Source organism: Acinetobacter sp. LT1 (assembly GCF_059800965.1).
Window position 1 is genome coordinate 92,156 of record NZ_JBBAXE010000013.1, and the last position, 22,911, is coordinate 115,066.

Genomic DNA, 22,911 nt, shown 5'->3' on the forward strand with positions numbered 1-22,911 from the left:
TATTGATCTTTTACTTTTGCCTCTATACCCGTAATCCGGTATAGAGGTTTTTTTTAATATTAATACCCACTTCTTTTATAAAGTTAGTTTATTAACCTAATAATTATCATAAGAAAACAAAATATATTAATCACCTATTCCTTTGTATTAAAAACAAGCATTATTTACGTAAATACGTCGATATAGCTTTAAAGTTCTGCTATCGTTATTTATACGAAGCTGTTGTTTAAAAACGGTTAAACTAACCTTTTTTTAATACTAACAGCTTCTTTTTTTCTGTTTAGCTAAACCAAAGAAATTGTTCAAGGATAAGTATGCTAGCACTAGAGCCTCGACATATTCATATGAATCAACATGCTGTTGATAAAAAGCATGCATTACAGTGTCTAGTAGATATATTGGTAAAAGATGGGTTAGTTACACCTGACTACATTACAGGACTCATTAATCGCGAACAACAAAGTGCCACCTATTTAGGTCAAGGCATTGCTATTCCCCACGGTACACCCCAATCTCGCGAATTTATTCTAGAAACAGGTATCCGTTTAGCTCACTTTCCAGAAGGAATTATATGGGATGGTGAAAACAGAATTTATTTAGCTGTTGTTATTGCAGCAAAATCTGATGAACATTTACAAGTTCTACAAATATTAACTCGAGCTTTAATGCATGATGTAAGTGAACAGGTAAAAAATGCTAAACAACCTGAACAAATTATTGAAATCTTACAAGCTCAACCATTATCTTTAACTTTGCATGAGAATTTAATTCAAACTGAAATTGAATCTCAAGATATTGAAGATTTATTTTGGTCAGCATCTCAGATTCTAAAAAAGCACAATTTCGTAAAGTGCGGCTTTCTAAGTTCACTTGACCCTGATCAAGTTATTCAACTACAAGATCAGATCTGGTCTATTTCAAGTAGTAAGTTTGTTCAACAACCAGCAATCAGTATCGTAAAGCCTCGCCATGCTTTAGAGCTAGGTGAAAAAAAGTTAAATACGCTAGTTTGTATAGCTGCCAATGAACAATTAGATAGCCAGAGATTTAATCGACTGATTGATATTCTGTTTAATCCAGAGCAAGTTGCACAATTAGACCAAACACAAGCACCAAATGAAATTGCTAAAATCATTGGTGCAGATGTTATTCCCGATTGGCCCCACCGTTCTGTTGTACTCGCTAATGCACATGGATTACATGCTCGACCAGCAACTCATTTAGTAAACCTAACAAAAAGTTTTCAAGGTGATATCCAAGTCGCAGTAGATGAAGGCAATTTTGTTTCAGCTAAAAGTTTGACACGTCTCTTAGCTTTAGGTTGTAAACGCGGCCAAACTTTACGTTTCATTGCTGAACCAGAAACGGATGCAGTTGACGCTTTAGATAAAGTTATTCTGGCAGTACAACAAGGCTTAGGTGAAGAAGTTGAACCTATAAAATCTTCAGACATCAAAGTAGAGCAATCTAGTGAAATCCCAAGCCATTCAAAACCACTTAGCACAAATACAGGAATTGCTGCTTCAAGCGGTTTAGCTTTTGGCCCTGTACATGTAATTAAACCTAAGGTTTACCAATATGAACGCATGGGCTTAAGTGTCAAAGCAGAAAAAGAAAAACTTGATATTGCACTTCACGCAGTTAAAAACAATATTCACCAAGTTATTGCAAAATCTGAAGTGGCTGAAATTAAGCAAATCTTCCAAGCACATTTGGAAATGCTTGATGACCCAGATCTTATTAATGGTGTTTATCAAAAGATTAACCTAAATCTTTCTGCTCCTGCTGCCTGGCATGAACATATTGAAGCAGCAGCCAAAGAGCAAGCAGCTTTACCAGATCGATTATTAGCTGAGCGTGCTACAGACTTACGTGATATTGGTGATCGCGTTTTGGCTCAACTCTGCGGTGAGGTCATCATCGAAGAACCTAAAGAACCTTATATATTGATCATGTATGACGTGGGACCAAGTGATGTAGCCCGACTTAATAAAGATCGTGTAGCAGGTATTTTGACAGCTGTAGGTGGTGCAAGCGCTCATAGTGCTATTGTTGCTCGTGCTTTAGGTATCCCTGCAATTGTTGGGGCTGGTGATCAAGTACTAGATATTGAGCAAAAAAGTTCTCTTTTAATTAATGGAGATACTGGAGCTTTTATCTTAAATCCCAATGCTCAACAAATCGAACAAGCAAAACAAGAACGAGACCTTCAGAAAAAAATTCGTGAAGAAGCTGAACGTCACAGCCAAGAACCTGCGATTACTCTAGATCAACATCAAATCGAAATTGCTGCCAATTTAGGAAAAGTTCAAGCAACAGCCCATGCGGTTGAATATGGCGCTGAAGCAATTGGCCTACTCAGGACTGAGCTTGTTTTTATGGCGCATAGTAGCGCTCCGAGTGAAGCTACCCAAGAAGCAGATTATCGTATTGTTTTAGATGCTCTAGCGGGCCGCCCTCTCGTAGTACGTACGCTAGATGTAGGTGGTGACAAACCGCTTCCTTACCTTCCAATTGCTGAAGAAGAAAATCCATTTTTAGGTCTAAGAGGTATCCGTTTAACGCTAAGACAGCCTGAATTGTTGCGTCAACAACTTATTGCTTTGCTTAAAGCTGCAGATGACCGCCCTCTAAGAATCATGTTTCCAATGATTGGCCGTGTGGAAGAATGGCGTGCTGCAAAAACTATTCTTGATGAAGTTAAAGCTGCACATCCATGCACCAACTTACAAGTTGGTATCATGATTGAAGTTCCTTCTGCTGCTTTACTTGCACCTATTCTCGCGAAAGAAGTGGACTTTTTCAGTATCGGAACAAATGATTTAACTCAATATACATTAGCCATTGACCGTGGACACCCTATCCTTTCAGCTGAAGCTGATGGACTACACCCAAGTATTTTGCAATTGATTGATCAAACTGTAAAAGCTGCGCATAAGTATGGCAAATGGGTTGGTATATGCGGTGAACTCGCAGCCGATCCAAAAGCTGTGCCCATTCTAATGGGCTTAGGGGTAGATGAGCTTAGTATGTCACCAAATAGTATTCCTTTGGTTAAAGCACAAATTCGTACACTTAACTACAGCCAAGCTCAAGTGCTTGCTAAGCGTGCACTTGAATGTGATAGCGCTACTGCTGTACGTCAGTTATCCGAACAAGAAATGTAAAGATTAGGAATGGTAATGGCTAAAGTTTTAACAATTACTTTAAATCCTGCAATTGATGTGACTATACAACTCAATGAGTTACAGATAGGTGAAGTAAACCGCCAAGAATCTGTTGAAATACATGCGGCAGGCAAAGGTTTAAATATTGCTCAAGTTTTAAAAGATTTGGGGCATGAAGTTGTTGTTTCTGGTTTTCTAGGAGCAACAAATAGACAGATTTTCGATGACCATTTTAAAGAAGCTCAATTTCAATCTGAATTTATTTATATTGAAGGTGAAACTCGCCAAAATATAAAAATTGCTGAACAATCAGGACGTATGACGGATTTAAATGGAAAAGGTTTTTTCGTATATGAACTAGATAAGAAAAACCTCTTTCAAAAAATCGAGATGATTTTGCCTCAGGTAGATGTGGTTGCTATTGCTGGAAGCCTACCACAAGGTTTTAGTGCTGATGAGTTACAACAACTTATTAAACTTATTCAAGAGCAAGGTAAAAATGTTGCACTTGATACAAGTGGTAAAGCGTTGGTTGCTGCAATTGAATGTCAACCTTGGATGATTAAACCAAATACAGATGAGTTAGTAGAAAGTTATCAGCTTCCTGCTACAACCTATGCTGAACAAAAAAAACTTTTTGCAAACTTAGCTAAAATTGAACATGTCGTTATTTCGATGGGTGAAGACGGTGTAAACTGGTTACATGACACTCACCCACTTCATGCCACAGCACCTAAAGTGATAGTTAAAAGTACAGTTGGTGCGGGTGACTCTCTTTTAGCAGGGATGATTCATGGCTTATTAAGTGGCTTCTCTGCCGAAGAAACATTAAAAATTGCTACAGCAATTGCAAGCCACGCTGTAACACAAATAGGCTTTCGTATTCCTAATGCTGAAAAGCTAAACCAATTAAAAGCCCAAACAACAATCAATTCATTGAGTGAATCTGATGCCAACTGCTAAACGTTTATTATTTGTTATTAATAGTCCGCAACAGCAAGTCAATGCTTTGATTTTAGCTCGTAAGCTTGCACAAGTCGCGTCTCAACAGGGTTATCAAAACAGCATTATTTCGCTTGATGAATTCGAGGTGAATGAAAGCTTTGACCAAATTATCGTTGTTGGACAACGCCCGAAAAATCTTAATATTTTTGGTACACACCCTTTATCTTTCATTAACATTGAAGAGATCAAAAGTGATACTGATTCAGCTTTTCAAACTGCTTTAGATCATTTTAAATCTGCTCAAGACTGGCAAAATGATAATAACGTATCAGCATCTACAGCTAAAAAATTTGTTGCGATCACTGCGTGTCCTACGGGTGTCGCGCATACTTTTATGGCCGCCGAAGCTTTACAGCAAGGCGCAGAAAAACATGGTTATGACATTGAAGTAGAAACTCAAGGTTCCGTTGGCGCAAAAAATATTTTATCACCTCAAACTATTGCTGATGCGGACATCGTCATTCTTGCGACTGACATTGAAGTTAATACAGACCGTTTTGTAGGTAAGCGTGTTTATAGATGTAGTACAGGTTTTGCTCTAAAGCAAACAGATAAAGCTTTTGCTGAGGCAATCAGTAATGCGCAAGTTTTAGAACAAGGTAAGCAACAAACATCTGCAGAAAACAAAGATAAAACCGAAAAAGTTGGCGTATATAAACATCTCTTAACAGGTGTCTCTTATATGTTACCTATGGTGGTGGCGGGAGGTCTTTTAATTGCTCTGTCTTTATGCTTTGGCCTTAATGCAGCTGAACAAGCAGGCAGCTTACCGGCTATATTAAAACAAATTGGTGCCGCTGCATTTATACTTATGGTTCCAATGTTATCTGGTTATATCGCCTACTCGATTGCTGATCGTCCTGGCCTCGCACCTGGTTTAATTGGCGGCTTACTTGCTTCTCAGTTACAAGCAGGTTTTTTAGGAGGTATTGTCTCAGGTTTTCTTGCAGGCTATATCGCACTATTTATCGCTAAAAAACTTAAACTTCCAACTAGTTTAGAAGCACTTAAACCCATTCTAATTATTCCGTTATTAGGCACATTATTTGTTGGTCTAATTATGTTTTATGTGGTTGGACAGCCAGTAGCACATATTTTTGAGCTAATGAAAGATTTCTTAAATAACATGGGTACAACAAATGCCGTGTTAATGGGAATTATATTAGCAAGCATGATGTGTATTGATTTAGGTGGACCAATCAATAAAGCAGCCTACGCTTTTACTGTTGGACTGCTGACAACAAATACTTATATGCCTATGGCAGCCACGATGGCAGGCGGCATGGTCCCTGCTATTGGTATGGCTATTGCAACTTTCATTGCTAGGAATAAATTTAGTACTGGAGAGAAAGATGCCGGAAAAGCAGCTTTCGTATTAGGTTTATGTTTTATTTCTGAAGGTGCTATTCCCTTTGCAGCTAAAGACCCAATGCGTGTTATTCCAACTTGCATTTTAGGTGGAGCTGTGACTGGAGCACTCGTTGCCCTATTCCATTGTGAGTTGGTTACTCCTCACGGCGGTGTATTTGTTCTTTTAATTCCCAATGCGATTAATCATGCTTGGTTATATCTTGCTGCAATTGCTGCTGGTAGTATCGTTACAGGGATAAGCTATGCGATTGTTAAGAAAAAAATAGAAGAAAAAGCTGTGACCACTGCATAATTAAAAAGGGAGAATATAAATTCTCCCTTTTTTATAAATTATATGTGCCTGATCTCATAAAAATTTAAACTGAGAGTTTTTAATATTTAATTCTCTTTCTCTGAGACTTAAATCATTTAATCTGAATAGCTCTTGCCATAATCTTTGTGGGCACTTCTTCTGCGAGTATTACGGTTAGATTGGCTCTTTTGAGATTTAATGGATAAAATTTATTAAAATTATAATTTATAGACAAAAACACCTCTATTTCAAAAGCTTATGATTTCAAATAATATTTGAAATTTATTAATAAAAATCAATTATTTAATATAGAAATCTAATTTTATTTTACTAAATAATAGATGTTTCATGTTAAATGTATGGTAAATTTCGGCAACATCAAAACAATACAAGTGATTGATAAAAATAAATATTTTTTATTTAAATATCTTAATTTTTCATAGTTATGACTTTAGAGACAAAAACTTTCTCGTTCAATGCCACGTTCAAATCATAATTTTTTTTCTACGATGCCCTTGCAAGCAATATCGTTCAATTAACGATCAAGCAAGCTTAGATGCAATCTTACATATCCACTCAAAGAGTTTTAGGTACAGCCCTGTTAAGCAGTTTTACCTTTAATAGTCTTTGATTATAGCTGAAGAGTATTTAAAGTTCGCAAAGTTGTAGGAACGCTTTATAAAGATAAAGACAATTAAACCATGTCATTGTTAAATGAAGCTATATAACTTTTGCTCATCAAGTAAAGTCCTGCTATAACTTGCTTGATGAAACTATATTTTTCAACTATTAAAGATAGTTCACCAGGAATGCGATCCACCAAGGTATGGGGAAAAGTCAATGACAAAGAAGTATGCGCGTTTTTTACCTACAACAGAATCTTTTACTCTTGAAGATTTTCCATATTATTGGATTACTCAGGTACATGCTCAATATGTACAAAACATTGATAATGCTTTAAAAAAATATGGTTTAGATAACTCACGTCGACGCATCATGTTGGCTTTAAGCAGCAAGCCCCATGCGAGTGTTTCTGAACTTTCAGATATGATTATTTCAAAAATGTCGACTACCACAAAAATTGTTTATCGTTTGAAAGATGAAGGTTTGGTTGAAACTTACTCTTGCCAAACTGATGGTCGTATCACTCGTGTAGTACTTACAGAAAAAGGGACTGAAATGATCAACAAGATCAATGATCTTACAAGTGTAGTACTTGAGCAGTCTTTTGAAGGTATTACTCCCTTACAGTTAGAAAAAATGATGGAAAGTTTAAAATTACTTTTAAAGAACCTTTCTCGCTAAGATGAAATAAGAATCTATTTACACCCAATAGTTAAGCTCTCATTATGAGAGCTTAACTATTTTAATGTCTCTACTTTAATATTGAGAGAAATGGCATCCCACATAAAATAATCAATTAACCTTCCATCTGTTGACTTGAGCTCTTAACTCCAGTAGAAATTCTCTTTCAATAACTGAATAGCAAATTTCGGAAAATGGCTAAAAGAAAATACAAAAGTGACAAATTTCAGGTACGTCGTATTAACCGTAGCTGGTGGGTACTTGAAAAAGACCTTGAATCAAACTGCTATTTAAAACATGAGCAAGTGGCAACAAAAACCTTAGCAAACAACTATGCTGATGATTATATCGAACAGTACTATATGAATCTGTACATACAACAACAGTTGAACAAGCCAGAAACTGTATAAAAAGCCATTTTGGCTTTTTTTATTTTTATAATTAAAATTTATAAAAATTATGCATAAAAAAAACCTACATCTTGGGGAAAATGTAGGCTATAAAATGTACAAAAAGGAAATATATATCCTTTTTGACAAAAAGAATTTTACGATAATACAAGCTATTATTTTATATTACTTTTGTAAACTTAATAGCGATTATTGTATTTAATTAACCTCTTTTGAGAGCTTCTTTGTTTATATTATGAATAAAATTTGATTTATCAAATTCTTTATTTTTTATCTTTACTCCTTCTACTTTCTTAGTTTTATTTTTAATATGACAAATATATATGCATAATTATAAGCTGCTGTTTTAATAAGTTTTTTACAAAAATAAGCATAAATATTTTTTTAAAGAAAGATAAATAAAAATTAATAAATAACAAAAACATAAATTAAATCTTTAGTATATTTTAGCTTTAATAACTCAATTTTAGTTCAAAAAAAATACACATAAAATTTATTATTTGCTGTTTTGCTTACTACAGAAAGATTACAATAATGGCTAATAAATAGATTAATCAACACAATCTTTCTAGGCATGTTATGACTTCAATGTCGAACAACACCCAAAAGCATTTTATTGTTGAGCAAATTCCACTCCCAACTTGGGTGAGTGATGAAAATGGCTTGATATTATATTGCAATATAGAGTGTACAGAATATTGGTTGGATACTTTTTCTCCATTGCCAGCGCAATGGCTAGATTTTGTTTATCCTGCCGATTTAGATGAAGTCAAAAACAGATGGCTCGAAGCAATTCGCCTACAAAAAAGAATCGAATTAAAATGTCGACTTTTACGAGCTGGAAATCAATATAGATGGTGCAAACTATCGATTCAAGCATCTAAGTATCGCAGCTCCTCACAAACTAGCGAATGGTATGTTAGCTTTTTAGATATAGATCACGATATTCAAGAACAACAAAACTTGCAAAAGAACATTGAAATACAAAATCAGATGTTAGATATCAGTGTAGATTGCATTAAAGTTTTAAATGTAGACGGCACACTTTCTCATATGAACAAATCAGGATGCCTCGCTTTAGGTGTACCTGTTGATGAAACAGAATTTGGAATGAAATGGCTCGAACTATTACCACCGCACATTCGTAAACGCGGTCGAGTCGCTTTGAAAAAAGCTTTTCAAGGTAAAGTTGCTAGATTTGCAGGAATGAGCTGTTTGCCAGATCAGGATCCTGAGTATTGGGATAATATGCTTACCCCGATTCATCGGGAAAATGGTGAAATTGGACAAATCCTTTGTGTCTCACGTAATGTTACTCAACAACATTTGGCAGAAAACCAGCTTAGGAATATGAGTGAGAGAGATGAACTGACCGGATTATATAATCGGCGTTCATTTAAATTTCAACTTAAGCGTACTCTCTCATATTCAAAAGATACTCAAACAAGTGTAGGGTTACTTTTAATTGACCTCGACCACTTTAAACATATTAATGATACTTTAGGGCATAGCGCAGGCGATCATCTATTAAAAGTTCTCTCTAAACGCTTTAGTCATTGTGTAGATGATGAAAAGTGCTTTGTCGCGCGGTTAGGCGGAGACGAATTTGCGGTTATTATTAATAATCTCAATTCTGAAAATGATGTCCGAGAGTTAGCAGCCATTTTACTTCAACAGCTAAATCAGCCGATTACCTATTTAGGTAATGTCTTAAATGGTGGGATGAGCATTGGCTGCGCAATTTACCCGCAAGATGCCGTAGACCAGTCAGGTTTGCTCAGTTGTGCCGATATGGCATTGCATGATTTAAAAGCGCGTGGTCGTGGTGGTATTCGCATGTATGATCCATGCATGATGCAAATGACTGAAACTGTCGCTTCTCAGCTTAATTTAGCTCGTCAGCTGATTCGCCATCATACCATCCAGCCTTATTATCAACCTAAAGTAGATTTAAGAACTCATCGTGTAGTGGGGTTTGAAGCTTTATTAAGATGGCATACAACCTCAGCTCAAAGAGGCTACCCTGCACAAATTGCGGAAGCTTTTAAAGATTATAATTTAGCGAGTAAGATCGGTGAAACGATGCAACATCAAGTTTTACGTGATATCGCCAAATGGATAACTCTTGGTATTACCCCTCTCCCTGTTTCACTAAATGCTGCACCAGTTGAGTTCTTAAGAGATAATTATGCTGAGAGACTTTTGAAAAAGATTAATCAATTTCAAATACCAACGCATTATATTGAAGTGGAAGTCACTGAGCACATGCTAGGCGACCGAGGCTCGGAATATGTGATCCGTGCACTTAATAAATTAAAACAGCATGGGGTACGTATTGCACTTGACGACTTTGGGACTGGTTTCTCATCGCTAACCCATATTCGCGATTACCCGATTGACAGTTTAAAAGTAGATTGTAGCTTTATCCAAAAGATGCAACATGACCCATCAATTTATGCAATTGTCCAAGCAATTGGTTTACTCGCTCCAAATTTATCACTCGGGCTTATCGCTGAAGGAATTGAAACTCCAGAACAAGAAGAACTGCTTCGACAATTTGGTTATAACATAGGTCAAGGATTCTTGTTTGAATCTGCTATAGATGCTACTCAGGTTATTTCCATACTTAAACAAAATCAGCCTTACTTAGAAAGTCATTACAATCTTTGAAAATAAGAGGTTTAATAAACCTTTTAGTTTTTACTCATACTAAAAATAAACAATAATTTTTTAAAAACTGTTCATAATATAAACATAAAGATAATAATTTCGGTGTTTCCACACCATACATTGTCACAAGACAATAAGGAGCAATATATGAGTTATCACCATATCTTGGTTCCAGTCGATGGTTCTCCTACTTCACTTATTGCCGTTAATCATGCAACAGCAATTGCAAAGGCCTTTGGCAGTAAAGTGACTCTAGTATATGCGCTTACTATAGATCCTTTCATTTCTGTAGAATTCATTGATAGTACAGAATTAGCACAGGATTATTTTAATAAAGCTAGAGCATCGATTCAGAGCATTTTAGACCAAGCTAAAGAACAATTTAGCCAACATGGAATTTCTGTTGAAACAAAAATTGTTGAGGGTCAAACAATCCACACAGAAATTATTAAAGCAGCTAATGAGCTAAAAGCAGATTTATTAGTGATTGGCTCGCATGGGCGAAAAGGGTTTAAAAAGTTCTTCTTAGGAAGTGTGACTCAAGCCCTTTTAGGAGAAATTCATTTACCAGTATTAGTCGTAACTGAATAATTTTCTAAAGCTAAAAAACCGATCTTTATAGATCGGTTTTTTAATGGGCTGTATTACTTAGCCTTATAGGTAAACTTAATTAGAGATCCTGGGTTTTCTAATGTATTTGTTACTGAGCCATCATCTTTTTGGACATTTCCGGCAGTATCAGTTAATACATATAAAACGTTCCCATCTGGACTTGCAATCACATCACGATAACGGTTGTTGCTCTTAAACATCGGTACAGCATCATCATAAGTCGTGCTATAAGTTGGATCTAACTTAATACGGAAAATAACACCGCGTTTTAAAGATGGAACCAATAATGTATTTTCCCAACCAGTAATTGCTTTTTTACCGCCCTTATAGACATAGGCAGATGACGGCGCAACTGTTGGCCAACAAATATAAGTCATCTCTCCACAAGTTGGATCGTTATAGTTGTAGGTATCTTGCACGGTATATAAAGTTTTTAATGGTGGGACAAAGTTTTTACCAGTCCATTCAGATTCTTTCGTCACAGGAACCCCTGCGGCTACTTTTACTCCGTTCTGAGCTAAATCCTTAATTGTTTTATTGGCTGCTGCTGAATAGTTTGCATAAGCATAGCCACTATCGTCTTTATAACCTGCTACGTTCGGCCAACCATAGTTGCCACCTTTGACAATAAGGTTAATTTCATCGTCAGAGTTTGGGCCTTGTTCAGACTGCAACAATTTACCATTTGGAGTGAATGCTAAGCCCTGTGGATTACGATGTCCGAGTGTATAAATATGGCTAACCACCCCATTAAAACTTGGATTATCCTTTGGAATACTTCCATCAAGATTTAAGCGTAGTACTTTACCCATGTAGGTGTGATAGTCTTTGCCATTCAGTTCTTGTTGAGTTGGCGTGTGCTGTGCTTGATTTGGCAAGAACAAATAAGCAAGCTGGTTACGCCCTTGGTCACCAATCGTATAATAAATCTTTTGATCTGGACCAATGACAAGACGACCAGACTGATGGTCTTTCGATGATGGTAATCCTGCCAATAAATCTACTGGCTTCTCGAGCGTATCTGTTGATTTATTATAGGTATAACGACGAATAATAGTTTGATTAGGCAATTCTTTATCTGTAGATTTCGGATTTTTAAATGTACCTGAAATGTAGATATAAGGATTATTTTTAAAATCAGGATGGAAAGCAAAGCCTAACAAACCATTTTGTCCATCAGCATCATTTACAATCTCAGGCACCTGAAAAACTGTTTTTATACTACCCGACTCTGGATTCACTCTTAAAATCTTACCTGTTGCGCGCTCTGTTAACCAAATTTGATTATCAGGCCCCCACAACAAAGCATGTGGCTTATTTAAATTAGATAGAATAACTTTTTTGTCAAAGTTTTCTGTTTTTGCTTTAGCGAATTGAGATGGAGTAAGAGGAACATCAGCAAATGCTGAATTGAGTGTAACTAGCTGAGCGGCGCCTAATAAAGCAATTTTTGCCAGTAAATGTTTATTCATGTGTCCACCTTATAAATTGTCAAAATTTTCCGAGAATTTTTAAACCTCTAATAAAGGGTTTGTACGAGTTCTCTATATGATTTGTATTATGATGAATAACAAATCTATTAAAATCTAAATTTCTGAAAGGCTCTGTTGCATAAAAGTAGCTATTAAAACTGAATAAACTCTCTTTAAGATGAGCAACTTAACTATACGATTTATCTATTCTATTAATTTTATATCTGAAACTTTTTTGAAATGGCCATGAGTTAAATAAATATTTATTAACGAAGTAATTGATAGTTAAAAAATTAATACTCAAAGAGACAATTCTAATTATAAAAATATACATCACTAAAGACTAAAAGTTAGAAGCTGTAATTGAGAGCTATTTTTACAACGAAGGTGTCTTATGTGTGCAAACTTTAAACCTATTAAGAAAATACATGCCAATCAATTAGAGTTATTTGAACCCACTTTTGAATATAAGATGGATATTTTCCCAAGTGATGATTGTCCACTTATTTTATCTCATCAAAATGAGCTTGAGTGGCGAAAAGCTAAATTTGGAATGCTTCCCCCTTATGCCAAAGAAATCGCATTCAAATATGCAACTTATAATGCCAGAACAGAGACAGTAGAACAAAAGCGCTCTTTTAAACATGCTTGGTTAAATGATCAATTTGCGCTTATTCCTGTTGAAGCTATTTATGAACCTAAATATATCAATGGGAAAGCACATTGGTATGGTATTTTCCGTCAAGATGGGCAACCTTTTACCCTTGCTGCAATCTATGAAGAAACACTTATAGATGAACAGAAAGTTAGATCAATGTCGCTATTAACAATTAATGCTGATCATCACCCTTTCATGAAACAATTTCACAAACCTGATGATGAAAAACGTTCGGTTATTGTGATACCTGATAATCTTAGAAATGATTGGCTCAACTGTACTCATTCTGAAGCAAAAGACTTTTTCTTAGATATGCCTGCGAATGAATTTGCCTCAATGCCAAAAGCTGAAATGAAAAATTATGATTAAATCGGTTTAGTCGACTTAGGTTAGTCAGCCTTAAAAACTTATGCTATTCTTCGGGCACTTTTAAATGCCTCAAATCTCTATACCTATGACACTTACGCCACCTTAAGTTTATTTACCCCTATCCCTTGTAAATAACTCATCACTGTTTAGTGATGTGGTGTAGTCGCTTGTGTTGGTATATCACATCACTAGCCTTTTCAAAATTTTAAAACTTAGGCTATTTCTCATGTTATCGAATGTCCGAGAACAATGGTTCTCTAATGTCCGCGCAGATATTCTTTCTGGTCTCGTTGTCGGTCTTGCTTTAATTCCAGAAGCAATTGCATTTTCAATTATTGCGGGTGTAGATCCCAAAGTCGGTTTATATGCATCCTTTTGTATTGCCGTTATTATTTCTTTCGTAGGCGGTCGTCCAGCTATGATTTCGGCAGCTACGGGTGCCATGGCTTTGGTTATGACAACGCTAGTAAAGGAACACGGGCTTCAATACTTATTCGCTGCGACAGTATTAACTGGCGTCATACAGATTTTGGCCGGATATTTTAAACTTGCCAAACTCATGCGTTTTGTTTCTAAATCGGTGGTTATTGGATTCGTTAATGCCCTCGCCATACTCATCTTTATGGCTCAATTACCAGAATTGGTAAATGTGACATGGCATGTCTACTTACTAGTAGCAATTGGTTTAGGAATTATTTACCTTTTCCCCTATATTCCAAAAATTGGAAAGTTCTTTCCCTCACCTCTTATTTGTATTGTAGTAGTCACATTACTCGCTATTTTTTTAGGATTTGACGTTCGAACGGTTGGTGATATGGGCTCATTACCAGACACTTTGCCGATATTTCTAATTCCGAATATTCCTTTAAATTTAGAAACCCTCCTTATTATTCTTCCATATTCTTTAGCCCTTGCCGCGGTTGGCTTACTTGAATCAATGATGACTGCAACAATCGTTGATGAAATGACAGATACATCTAGTGATAAATTTCAAGAATGTAAAGGTCAAGGCATTGCAAATATCGCTTCAGGTTTTATGGGAGGTATGGCGGGTTGTGCCATGATTGGTCAATCAATGATTAATGTAAAATCGGGTGGTCGCACACGCTTATCCACTTTTTGCGCAGGTATATTCTTACTTATTCTCGTTGTATTTTTAAGTGACTGGTTAAAGGTTATTCCCATGGCCGCTCTGGTTGCCGTCATGATTATGGTATCAATTAGTACTTTTGAGTGGAGTTCACTGACTCAATTTAAAAATAATCCTAAAAGTAGTAATGTCGTTATGATCGCAACCGTTATTGTAGTAGTTGCTACCCATAACTTAGCGTTAGGTGTATTAACTGGGGTATTACTTTCAGCACTTTTCTTAGCAAATAAACTTGAAAATGATATTCGTATAGAAACTTCATTCGAAAATCAAGCTCGTCTATATGAATTAAAAGGTCAAATATTTTTTAGTTCATCTGAAAAATTTATGCAAGGTTTTAACTTTAAAGAAGATGTTAAAGAAGTCATTATTGATCTCACCCATTCTCATATTTGGGATGTGACCTCAGTTGCCATGTTAGATTCTGTTGTGAATAAATTTCAAAAGAACGGTATTCAGGTAACGGTTCGCGGTTTAAATGAAGCCAGCTCAATCATGATTGATAAATACGGTACTCATGCAAAAATCTAAAAAAAGGTCCTTCGGGACCTTTTCCAATTTCAAGACATACTTCTTATTAAGGTGATTTATATAACAATCGATTTGGGCTACCAGAAGGATTTTTTACCACATTACTACTTGCTTGATTTAACAGATTAGTTGAGATTGTCTGAGGTGTTGCTGTAGGTGTACTTTGCAACATTTCAGCTACGACTCCAACAACATGTGGAGTAGCCATTGAAGTTCCATTTAAAACTTTAGTTGCTGTATTGCTCCCAATCCATGAAGAATTGATCTGGCTTCCTGGCGCAAAAATATCAACGCAGCTTCCATAATTAGAATAACTCGCTCGTGTATCAGTATTATCTGTAGCAGCGACAGTAATTGCCTTACTTACTCTGGCAGGAGAAGAACTACATGCATCTGTATTCGAGTTTCCTGCAGCCACAACCATTACATAGCCATTATTAAATAAGTTTTCTACTGCACTATCTAAAGATGCGTTTGCTTCACCACCTAAAGATATATTCACTACAGCTGGCTTTTTACCATTTTTTAATATCCAATCTAAACCAGCAATCACATTACTCGAAGCACCAGAACCATCACATCCTAAAATCCGAATAGGCACTAAGCTTACATTCTTGGCAACCCCATAGGTACTACCACCAACTGTTCCTGCCACATGGGTACCATGACCATGACAGTCACTTGTTCCATTACCATCAGATATCGCGGTATAGCCACTTAATACCCGTCCAGAGAACTGTTGATGTGTAGACAATATTCCTGTATCAACAATATAAGCGGTTGTGCCTGAACCTGTTTGTAAGTACGAATAGGCTGAATCTAGAGGTAAGTTTCTTTGGTCAATACGATCTAGTCCCCAATCTGGGTTACTTTGCGTAGTCGCATCGACTTTCATGATTGTGTCATTTTCAATAGAAACGACTTTCGGATTTTTTTTCATTGCTTCAACAAAAGCAGTACCGGCAACATCGGGTAAATAAATTGCAAATCCTTTAAGTACAGCATCATAGGTCTGTAATACCTTCCCACCATGTTGTTTAGCAATACCTTGTGCAAACTCGTTAGAAGAACCCACATCCTTATTAAGAATAACAATATATTGATTTTTAATAATTCCTTTTGCTTCAGATGAGCCTAATACAGAATTTGTTGTAGCAGGTGCAGCATAGGTTAAATGACTCAGCGCTATTGCTAAAAGAAAAGTCGAAACTTGGCAAAACTTCATAGAAAATCTCCATATTTTTTACTTTAGACATCATTGTTATGATCAGTACAGTCTTTATATTTAGGGATTAACATCTTTAGAAAGGAATTTTTATTATATTCTCCATATATTATAACCACATCATGTTTTCATAAAACTTGGACCTATACAATGCTATTATCTTTTTTCATTTAAAATTGAGAACCAATTTAAATAAACCAATACATCAAACATTTTAGAATAAATAATTATCTTACTTTATTTATAATTTAGTTTAGGTGGGATGTATAATGTAAAAATATATAATCATTAAAAATAATATAAATGTAGAAATAATGAGATATGTTCCAGTTGTATTAAAGCTTTTTAAAAATTTCCAGATATCCATAAATAAAAATATAAAACAGTGAGTTATGAAAATTCTTGCAAATTACAATATAGCCTTCAACTAAAAGAGATTTACAATTTTTTAAACTATAGGTGTTCAGTATCAAATATGTAAAGATATATTGCAAAAATATGTGATAATTAATGAATATAATGTTTTTTAAATGGTTATAATTAATAAATACTAAAATCAATTATATTCTATAGCTTTTTAATTTTAGTTCTGGCAGTTCAACCTTACAACCAGCTAAATGATGCCTACAATTAACGCTATATTCGATAAAGCCATCTTTAATAAAGTAATTACAATATTCATTTATACTTATGATGGGATCAAATGTCGGTTTTTCCAAGTTACCATTAAAAAACCATTGGTTGCCGTTAGAGAAAGGATAATGTACAGGAATATAATGAAGATATCCGCAAGCAGGACACATATGTTTATACATGCCTCCTTCAAAATACTGTACTTTCATTAACACTCCTTTAAAAATAAAAAAGCCAACTCATAAGAGCCGACTAAACCATTTATTTACAGATGCAATATATTATTAAATTATGTGCTATAGCCTTCTCTCTTTTATTTTTCTGTTTTTAATTTATCTAACCTATATGACAAACTCATGAAGTTCCGAGTGTAATCTCACACTTTGTTAGTTTGGTAAAATATATTTTATATAATCTATTAATTAAATGATAATTCCAGTTAAATAATGAAAAGCAAATACTAGTTTGTTTCTTATTTGGCAGAGGGCTATGTGATTAACTCATATTAATCATTAAATAGATATTACCGCCATATCCAAGAACAAAATTCGATTTATCTTATTGTTTTTAAAAATCAAATAAAAAAGTCCGCATCTTGGGAAGCTACGGACTTGAAACTCAACTAAACAACAGCTAAACATTTTGCCGCTTAGTGAGAAAGCACTATCTTTTTAATCTAATTAAGTTCTATAGTCAGGTCAATAACGATACTTAATTTTTATAAAAATTAGGTTGAGTTGTGATTTATCTCACATTTTATCTTCTAATAAGTTTAATCTGTTTTTCTTTACTCAATTACATTCTATTTCAAACACTTAAATTAAAATATTATTAAAGTAATGATTTAAAATAGAATAATGGTTAATTTTAGGAATAAGCTTGAAAGAAACAAAATCCTGATCTTGCCTTTTCTTCATTTCAAAATAATTTTGGCTTTGCCATTTCAACTCATCAAGTTCGAGTTCACCACAGAAAATTGAACATGGAGTAGTAATTCGTTTTGACTGATGAACAGGGCTGTATTTTAAGATATCTTCGCTTGAAAGATTGAGAGCATGATTTAAATGTGTACTTTGTATAGGTTCCAGATCATAAATTCCACTTAACAAAACCATCTCAGATATGAGTGGATGGCCTAATGACAAAGCAGCCAGATGCGCCCCTGCCGAATGCCCAACCAAAACTACCTCATTAGTTTTACAGTCTTGCTCTCGAATAAAATCGAGAGCTTGATTAATTTGAGAAGCAATATCTGAAATTTTGCTTTGTGGGGCCAGATCATATTCTAAAAGAACGCACTGGACTCCTTTTGCTAGAACATACGGTACGATGAATGCAAAATCTGATTTATCACACCATTGCCAATATCCACCATGAATAAAAATAACAGTCTTTTTGGCTTGCTCTAATGGGAAAAAATCTAAAGTTGACCGTGAGTGCGTACCATATTGGATATCTGCAATATGGGTAAATTTTTGATAGCTCAACAAGCTTGTTCTTTTAAATTCTGCCAATATTTCATGTTCATTCGCTACGGTTCTAGAATTATCATATGGTCGCATAGGTGTCTTACTTCAAAGATTCTTCATGACTATTTAAAGCAAGCTTGGCTGATGAACGTTTTAAATAATAGAAAAATGTAAGAACAACAACTAATGGGACTCCAAACTGTAAAGTTGACTTGAATTCATTGGTAAACCACGTTGTGATCGTAATACTTAAAATTGCGATTAATCCTAACAAGGAGATTAACTGACTCGCTGGAACTTTAAATTTTAACTGTTCTCCTTTTCGCGCCATATTCCTTCTAAAAAACATATGGGTAACAAAAATACTGCCCCAAGTGAACAGTGCACCGAACATAGATAAAGCAATCATGATCGGGAATGCCGAGTTCGGATTAATGGTATAAATAATACTCGCAACTCCAATACCCACTGCTGATAATAGCAACGCGTTAATTGGTACGCCATTATGGCTAATACGACCAAATAGTTTCGGTGCATCACCTGCGCGTGACAAGCTAAATAGCATACGTGTCGAGATATACAACATACTATTCATGGCGGATAAGGCCGCGACAATTACAATAAAATTTAAAATACTGTCCGCATATGGAATACCTACAATTTTCATTACCATCACAAAAGGGCTGGTTGCGTCAGCTCCAATTAAGGTTATCCAAGGAACAAGGGCCACAATGAGAAATAAAGACAGCAAATAAAATAGGATTAAGCGAATTGCCGTACTTTTAAAAGCTTTCTTAACAGCTCTTTCTGGATCTTTAGCCTCACCTGCTGCAACAGCGATCATTTCAATACTTAAATAACTAAATATTGAAATGATTACTCCAATCCAGACTCCACTAAAACCATGAGGAAAAAAGCCCCCATGATCATTTAGATTAGAGACAACCTGAGCTGTTCCTCCATGACCTTGAGTCAAAATACCAATTGCTAAAAGAATAAATACAATAATTGCAAAGACTTTTATGGTCGAAAACCAATATTCAACCAACCCAAATGCTTTAACACTATATGCATTAACCACAAGTAAGGTTAGCGAAAAAAACGCAATCCAGACCCAGGAACCGACATCTGGAAACCATAATTTCATATAGTCTGCAACTGCTGTAATTTCTGTACCGACCGCTAATACAATACATGCCCAATAACAATAACGGACTAAAAACCCAGCAAGCGGACTTACATAATGCTCAGCATATGCCCCAAATGAGCCTGACGTAGGGTGCTGGACTGTCATCTCAGCCAAACAAGCCATAATAGCAAATGCGATTAAGCCTCCAATGGCATAACTCACAATGACGGCTGGGCCAGCAAAGCTAATTGCGAACTTGCTTCCCATGAACAGCCCTGTACCAATCGCTCCACCAATTGCAATCATTCCCATCTGTTTTGCGGATAATTTTTTATGTAAACCCGCTTCTCGATTTTGTATTTCATCAAAACTGCTCATAGGCCCTCCTAGCCATTTTTCTAATGTTGATCTCTAACGATCAGGTCACTTCACTGCGCACCAGATAACGTTCATTTTTCCATTCACTATTCAGCATAATTTGCTTAAGTTGTTGTACGGCATTCCAAATATCTTCAAATCCTAGATATAAAGGTGTAATTCCAAAACGTAATACTTCCGGCTCTCGATAATCCCCAATTACCCCACGAGCAATGAGAGCTTGAATAATTTCATAACCGAACTCATGCCTATAACTGACATGACTGCCACGATATTTATGATTTAAAGGTGTAATCAGCTCAAAACCAAACTGGGCACACTCTTGTTGAACAAGTTGAATAAACAAATCAGTTAATTTGAGTGATTTCACGCGTATTTGTTGCATATCAGCTTGTAAGAAAATATCGATACCACATTCAATTAGACTCATAGAAATGATGGGTTGAGTTCCGCACAAGTAACGGCGAATACTGTTAGCTGGTTCATAGTGCTGAGCCATATCAAAAGGTTTCTTGTGGCTCCACCAGCCTGAGAGAGGTTGCCAGAACTGATCACGATGCTTTCGATTTACCCATAACAACGCTGGAGAACCTGGGCCACCATTTAAATATTTATAAGTACAACCAATCGCAAAATCACTATTGCTCTGATTAAGATCCATAGGCACCGCACCAACCGAGTGACATAAATCCCAAATAATCAAAGCATCTTTAGCGTGAATTTGTTGATTAATAGATTCCATATCATAGAAATATCCAGTCCGATAATTCACATGAGAAAGAACAACAACCGCCACATCTTTTGCTAAAACACGAGATAAATCATCGGTGCCATCAATCAATTCAACTTGATAACCCTGATGAATCAAATCGATAAAGCCTTCAATAATATAAATATCGGTTGGAAAGGCATCTTTTTCTGCAACAATAATTTTACGTTCCGGAAATTTTTCAGCTTGAATTTTTACCGCTGCTGATAAAACTTTGAATAGATTTAGGGTCGTTGAGTCTGAAATAACCACTTCACCTTTTTCAGCACCGATAAGCTGCGCGACTTTATCTCCGAGTCTAGTCGGTAGTCCCCACCAATCGGCTTTATTCCAACTATTAATGAGGTCCTCACCCCACTCTTTTGCAATAATATGCTGAGCAACCTCTAATGATTTTTTTGGTCTTGCGCCTAAAGAATTCCCGTCTAAATAAATGATATTTTCTGGCAGTGCAAATTCATCTTTAAACTTTTTGAGTTCATCTTCCTGATCCCAATAGCAGCATTGTTCGTGAGTAATCATTTGTTATTTCACCTATTTTCAACATTTCCTTTGTATTTGAATTTTATCACGCCAATTCTTTCGATTTATTCGATAATATTTGATTAAAATTTGCTATTTTCGTATAAAATTCGAATTAAAATTAAAAAACATGGATGAAATTCGAAAATGAATGTAGATGCAATTGATCTTAAAATTTTAAAATATTTACAAGATAATGCTCGGTTAAGTAACCAAGAACTGGCCGATCTCGTTAACCTTTCGGCTTCAGCTTGTCATCGGCGAGTTAAAATTTTAGAAAGCAATGGTGTAATTGAAAAATATCAAGCGAAAGTTAATTATGAAAAACTAGGTATAAAAATTGAGGCAATTGTCGAAATAAAGCTTGCCCAACTCACAGAAAATGATCACAACTTCTTTTTAAGTCAGATCAAAAATTTTGATGAAGTCATTAATGCATATATTATTACTGGCGAATCTAATTATGTTTTACACGTTGCGACCAAAGATTTGAGTTCTTTTTCTCATTTCGTCATTAATACCTTAAATAAAATAAAAGGTGTAGTGAGCATCAATTCCAAGATCATTTTACAAAAGATTGTGCAAAAACCACTTTAATCCCTTATTTTTATTAAAGAGACATCTCATGATCGAAACAAAACGTTTAATTTTAAGACAATGGAAAGAAAGTGATGTTGAGCCTTTTATAACAATGGGCTTGGATCAAGATGTTATGCAATTTTTCCCAACTCTATTAACACCCCAAGAAAGCCTTAATTTAATCCAAAAAATTTCATCTCTAATTAATGAAAATGGTTGGGGCTTCTGGGCAGTAGAATTAAAAGAAACCCATCAATTTATCGGGTTTATTGGTTTACATAGCCAACCTGAACAATTTGACTTTTCTCCTTGTGTGGAAATCGGGTGGCGACTTGCAAAAGAATTCTGGAAACAAGGTTATGCAACTGAAGGAGCAAAAGCGGCTTTAGACTATGGTTTTAATGTACTGAATTTAGATAAGATCGTTTCATTTACCGCTAACATAAATATACCCTCTCAAGCCGTCATGGAAAGACTTGGAATGCACAAAGTTAAAAACTTTGATCATCCCAAGGTTCCTCTCCATCACCAACTAAAAGCACATGTGTTATATGAAATTACGAGCTCTTCATTTATTTTTTGATTAAAGTCAAAATTTTAAATTATTAATAAAAATTTTCTTAATCATCGAAATCATAGCCAACAGATGTAGAGCACTCCCAATACTCATGGATTTTACTCGCGATATCATCTTTTCCCATTGTAGTGAGTACATAAAAGAGTTTAGCCTCTTTATTTTTTCTTAGTATTAATAGGTTGTAGTAATCATACTCAGGCCCATTAAGACCTAAGGTTGGCTGTGCTTCACAGTGCTTTTCTGCTTTGTAATGCCATTCAAGCTTATAAGTATCAAGGCCATCAGCAGCATTGATTACAATACCGTCATTGGCTCCGCCAATAAATCCAATTTTCATTGCTTTCTCTAAATTCTTATTAGGGTTAATTTTAAATATAACTTTAAACAAGTATCCTTCAATTTATAAAATGTATGTCAATACGTATCCTATGTAAGCAAAATTAACCATAAATATAGATGACTTTTAAGATTTCTTAATTGCAAAACTTTGGCTGCCTATTTTTACTTGAGAGGTGGATCAGGAAATTTGAACAACACTTATAAGTGATATTTTGCTCCCCAAATGATGTTATAAACATCAATATATGGAGTATTTTATGGCACGTAGACCAAGAAGAA

Annotated in this window: 18 protein-coding genes; 11 read left to right on the top strand and 7 right to left on the bottom strand. The window is 35.3% G+C overall.

Annotation, left to right across the window (positions count from 1 at the left end):
• Window positions 1–314: 314 nt before the first annotated feature.
• From ptsP to WBW42_RS13710, 7 genes are all read left to right on the top strand, one after another.
• A complete protein-coding gene (gene ptsP / locus WBW42_RS13680; RefSeq protein ID WP_032062757.1) occupies window positions 315–3,167 on the top strand; it encodes a phosphoenolpyruvate--protein phosphotransferase in 2,853 nt (950 codons plus the stop codon).
• A gap of 15 nt (window positions 3,168–3,182) precedes the next feature.
• Window positions 3,183–4,130: a 1-phosphofructokinase gene (gene pfkB, locus WBW42_RS13685; RefSeq protein WP_032055940.1), complete on the top strand. Its 948-nt coding sequence runs from the start codon at window positions 3,183–3,185 to the stop codon at window positions 4,128–4,130.
• Entirely contained in the window at window positions 4,117–5,835 is a 1,719-nt protein-coding gene (locus WBW42_RS13690; protein ID WP_032055938.1) for a fructose-specific PTS transporter subunit EIIC, read from the top strand. Before pfkB ends, WBW42_RS13690 begins: the two co-directional genes overlap by 14 nt.
• Before the next feature lie 840 nt (window positions 5,836–6,675).
• Entirely contained in the window at window positions 6,676–7,140 is a 465-nt protein-coding gene (locus WBW42_RS13695; protein WP_002121027.1) for a MarR family winged helix-turn-helix transcriptional regulator, read from the top strand.
• A gap of 194 nt (window positions 7,141–7,334) precedes the next feature.
• Window positions 7,335–7,550 carry a hypothetical protein gene (locus WBW42_RS13700; RefSeq protein WP_002120955.1) on the top strand — a complete coding sequence of 72 codons (216 nt, stop codon included), beginning with the start codon at window positions 7,335–7,337 and terminating at the stop codon, window positions 7,548–7,550.
• A 579-nt stretch (window positions 7,551–8,129) separates the two neighbouring features.
• Window positions 8,130–10,220, top strand: a complete 2,091-nt coding sequence (locus WBW42_RS13705; protein WP_032055935.1) for a putative bifunctional diguanylate cyclase/phosphodiesterase — start codon at window positions 8,130–8,132, stop codon at window positions 10,218–10,220.
• A 147-nt stretch (window positions 10,221–10,367) separates the two neighbouring features.
• Entirely contained in the window at window positions 10,368–10,811 is a 444-nt protein-coding gene (locus WBW42_RS13710; protein WP_002120966.1) for a universal stress protein, read from the top strand.
• A 53-nt stretch (window positions 10,812–10,864) separates the two neighbouring features.
• Here the strand turns inward: WBW42_RS13710 and WBW42_RS13715 are convergent, their stop codons facing one another.
• Entirely contained in the window at window positions 10,865–12,304 is a 1,440-nt protein-coding gene (locus WBW42_RS13715) for a glucose/sorbosone family PQQ-dependent dehydrogenase (RefSeq protein WP_032055933.1), read from the bottom strand.
• Window positions 12,305–12,698: 394 nt separating this feature from the next.
• Between WBW42_RS13715 and WBW42_RS13720 the strand changes: the two genes are divergently transcribed.
• On the top strand, window positions 12,699–13,331 hold the full coding sequence (locus WBW42_RS13720; protein WP_017386009.1) for an SOS response-associated peptidase family protein: 633 nt from the start codon (window positions 12,699–12,701) through the stop codon (window positions 13,329–13,331).
• 226 nt (window positions 13,332–13,557) lie between these two features.
• Entirely contained in the window at window positions 13,558–15,012 is a 1,455-nt protein-coding gene (locus WBW42_RS13725; protein WP_032055931.1) for a SulP family inorganic anion transporter, read from the top strand.
• A 46-nt stretch (window positions 15,013–15,058) separates the two neighbouring features.
• Here WBW42_RS13725 and WBW42_RS13730 read toward each other — a convergent pair whose 3' ends face one another.
• The 5 genes from WBW42_RS13730 to kynU all read right to left on the bottom strand — a co-directional run bounded on the left by WBW42_RS13730 (window position 15,059) and on the right by kynU (window position 21,137).
• On the bottom strand, window positions 15,059–16,237 hold the full coding sequence (locus WBW42_RS13730; protein WP_032055929.1) for a S8 family peptidase: 1,179 nt from the start codon (window positions 16,235–16,237) through the stop codon (window positions 15,059–15,061).
• Between the two features lie 560 nt (window positions 16,238–16,797).
• Window positions 16,798–17,079 carry a ubiquitination-like system serine protease family protein gene (locus tag WBW42_RS13735; protein WP_032055927.1) on the bottom strand — a complete coding sequence of 94 codons (282 nt, stop codon included), beginning with the start codon at window positions 17,077–17,079 and terminating at the stop codon, window positions 16,798–16,800.
• Between the two features lie 606 nt (window positions 17,080–17,685).
• Window positions 17,686–18,432, bottom strand: coding sequence for an alpha/beta hydrolase (locus tag WBW42_RS13740; RefSeq protein WP_032055925.1), 747 nt, complete (start codon window positions 18,430–18,432; stop codon window positions 17,686–17,688).
• Between the two features lie 7 nt (window positions 18,433–18,439).
• Entirely contained in the window at window positions 18,440–19,846 is a 1,407-nt protein-coding gene (locus tag WBW42_RS13745; RefSeq protein WP_032055923.1) for an amino acid permease, read from the bottom strand.
• Window positions 19,847–19,886: 40 nt separating this feature from the next.
• Window positions 19,887–21,137 carry a kynureninase gene (gene kynU / locus WBW42_RS13750; protein WP_032070666.1) on the bottom strand — a complete coding sequence of 417 codons (1,251 nt, stop codon included), beginning with the start codon at window positions 21,135–21,137 and terminating at the stop codon, window positions 19,887–19,889.
• Window positions 21,138–21,284: 147 nt separating this feature from the next.
• Between kynU and gigD the strand changes: the two genes are divergently transcribed.
• A complete protein-coding gene (gene gigD / locus WBW42_RS13755; protein WP_004791887.1) occupies window positions 21,285–21,734 on the top strand; it encodes an Lrp/AsnC family transcriptional regulator GigD in 450 nt (149 codons plus the stop codon).
• 28 nt (window positions 21,735–21,762) lie between these two features.
• Window positions 21,763–22,299, top strand: coding sequence for a GNAT family N-acetyltransferase (locus WBW42_RS13760; protein WP_005068924.1), 537 nt, complete (start codon window positions 21,763–21,765; stop codon window positions 22,297–22,299).
• 37 nt (window positions 22,300–22,336) lie between these two features.
• On the opposite strand, the gene WBW42_RS13765 is transcribed toward WBW42_RS13760, so the two are convergent.
• The gene (locus WBW42_RS13765; protein WP_023187860.1) at window positions 22,337–22,630 is read right to left on the bottom strand and encodes a hypothetical protein; all 294 of its coding nucleotides are present in this window, start codon (window positions 22,628–22,630) and stop codon (window positions 22,337–22,339) included.
• Window positions 22,631–22,911 lie beyond the last annotated feature (281 nt).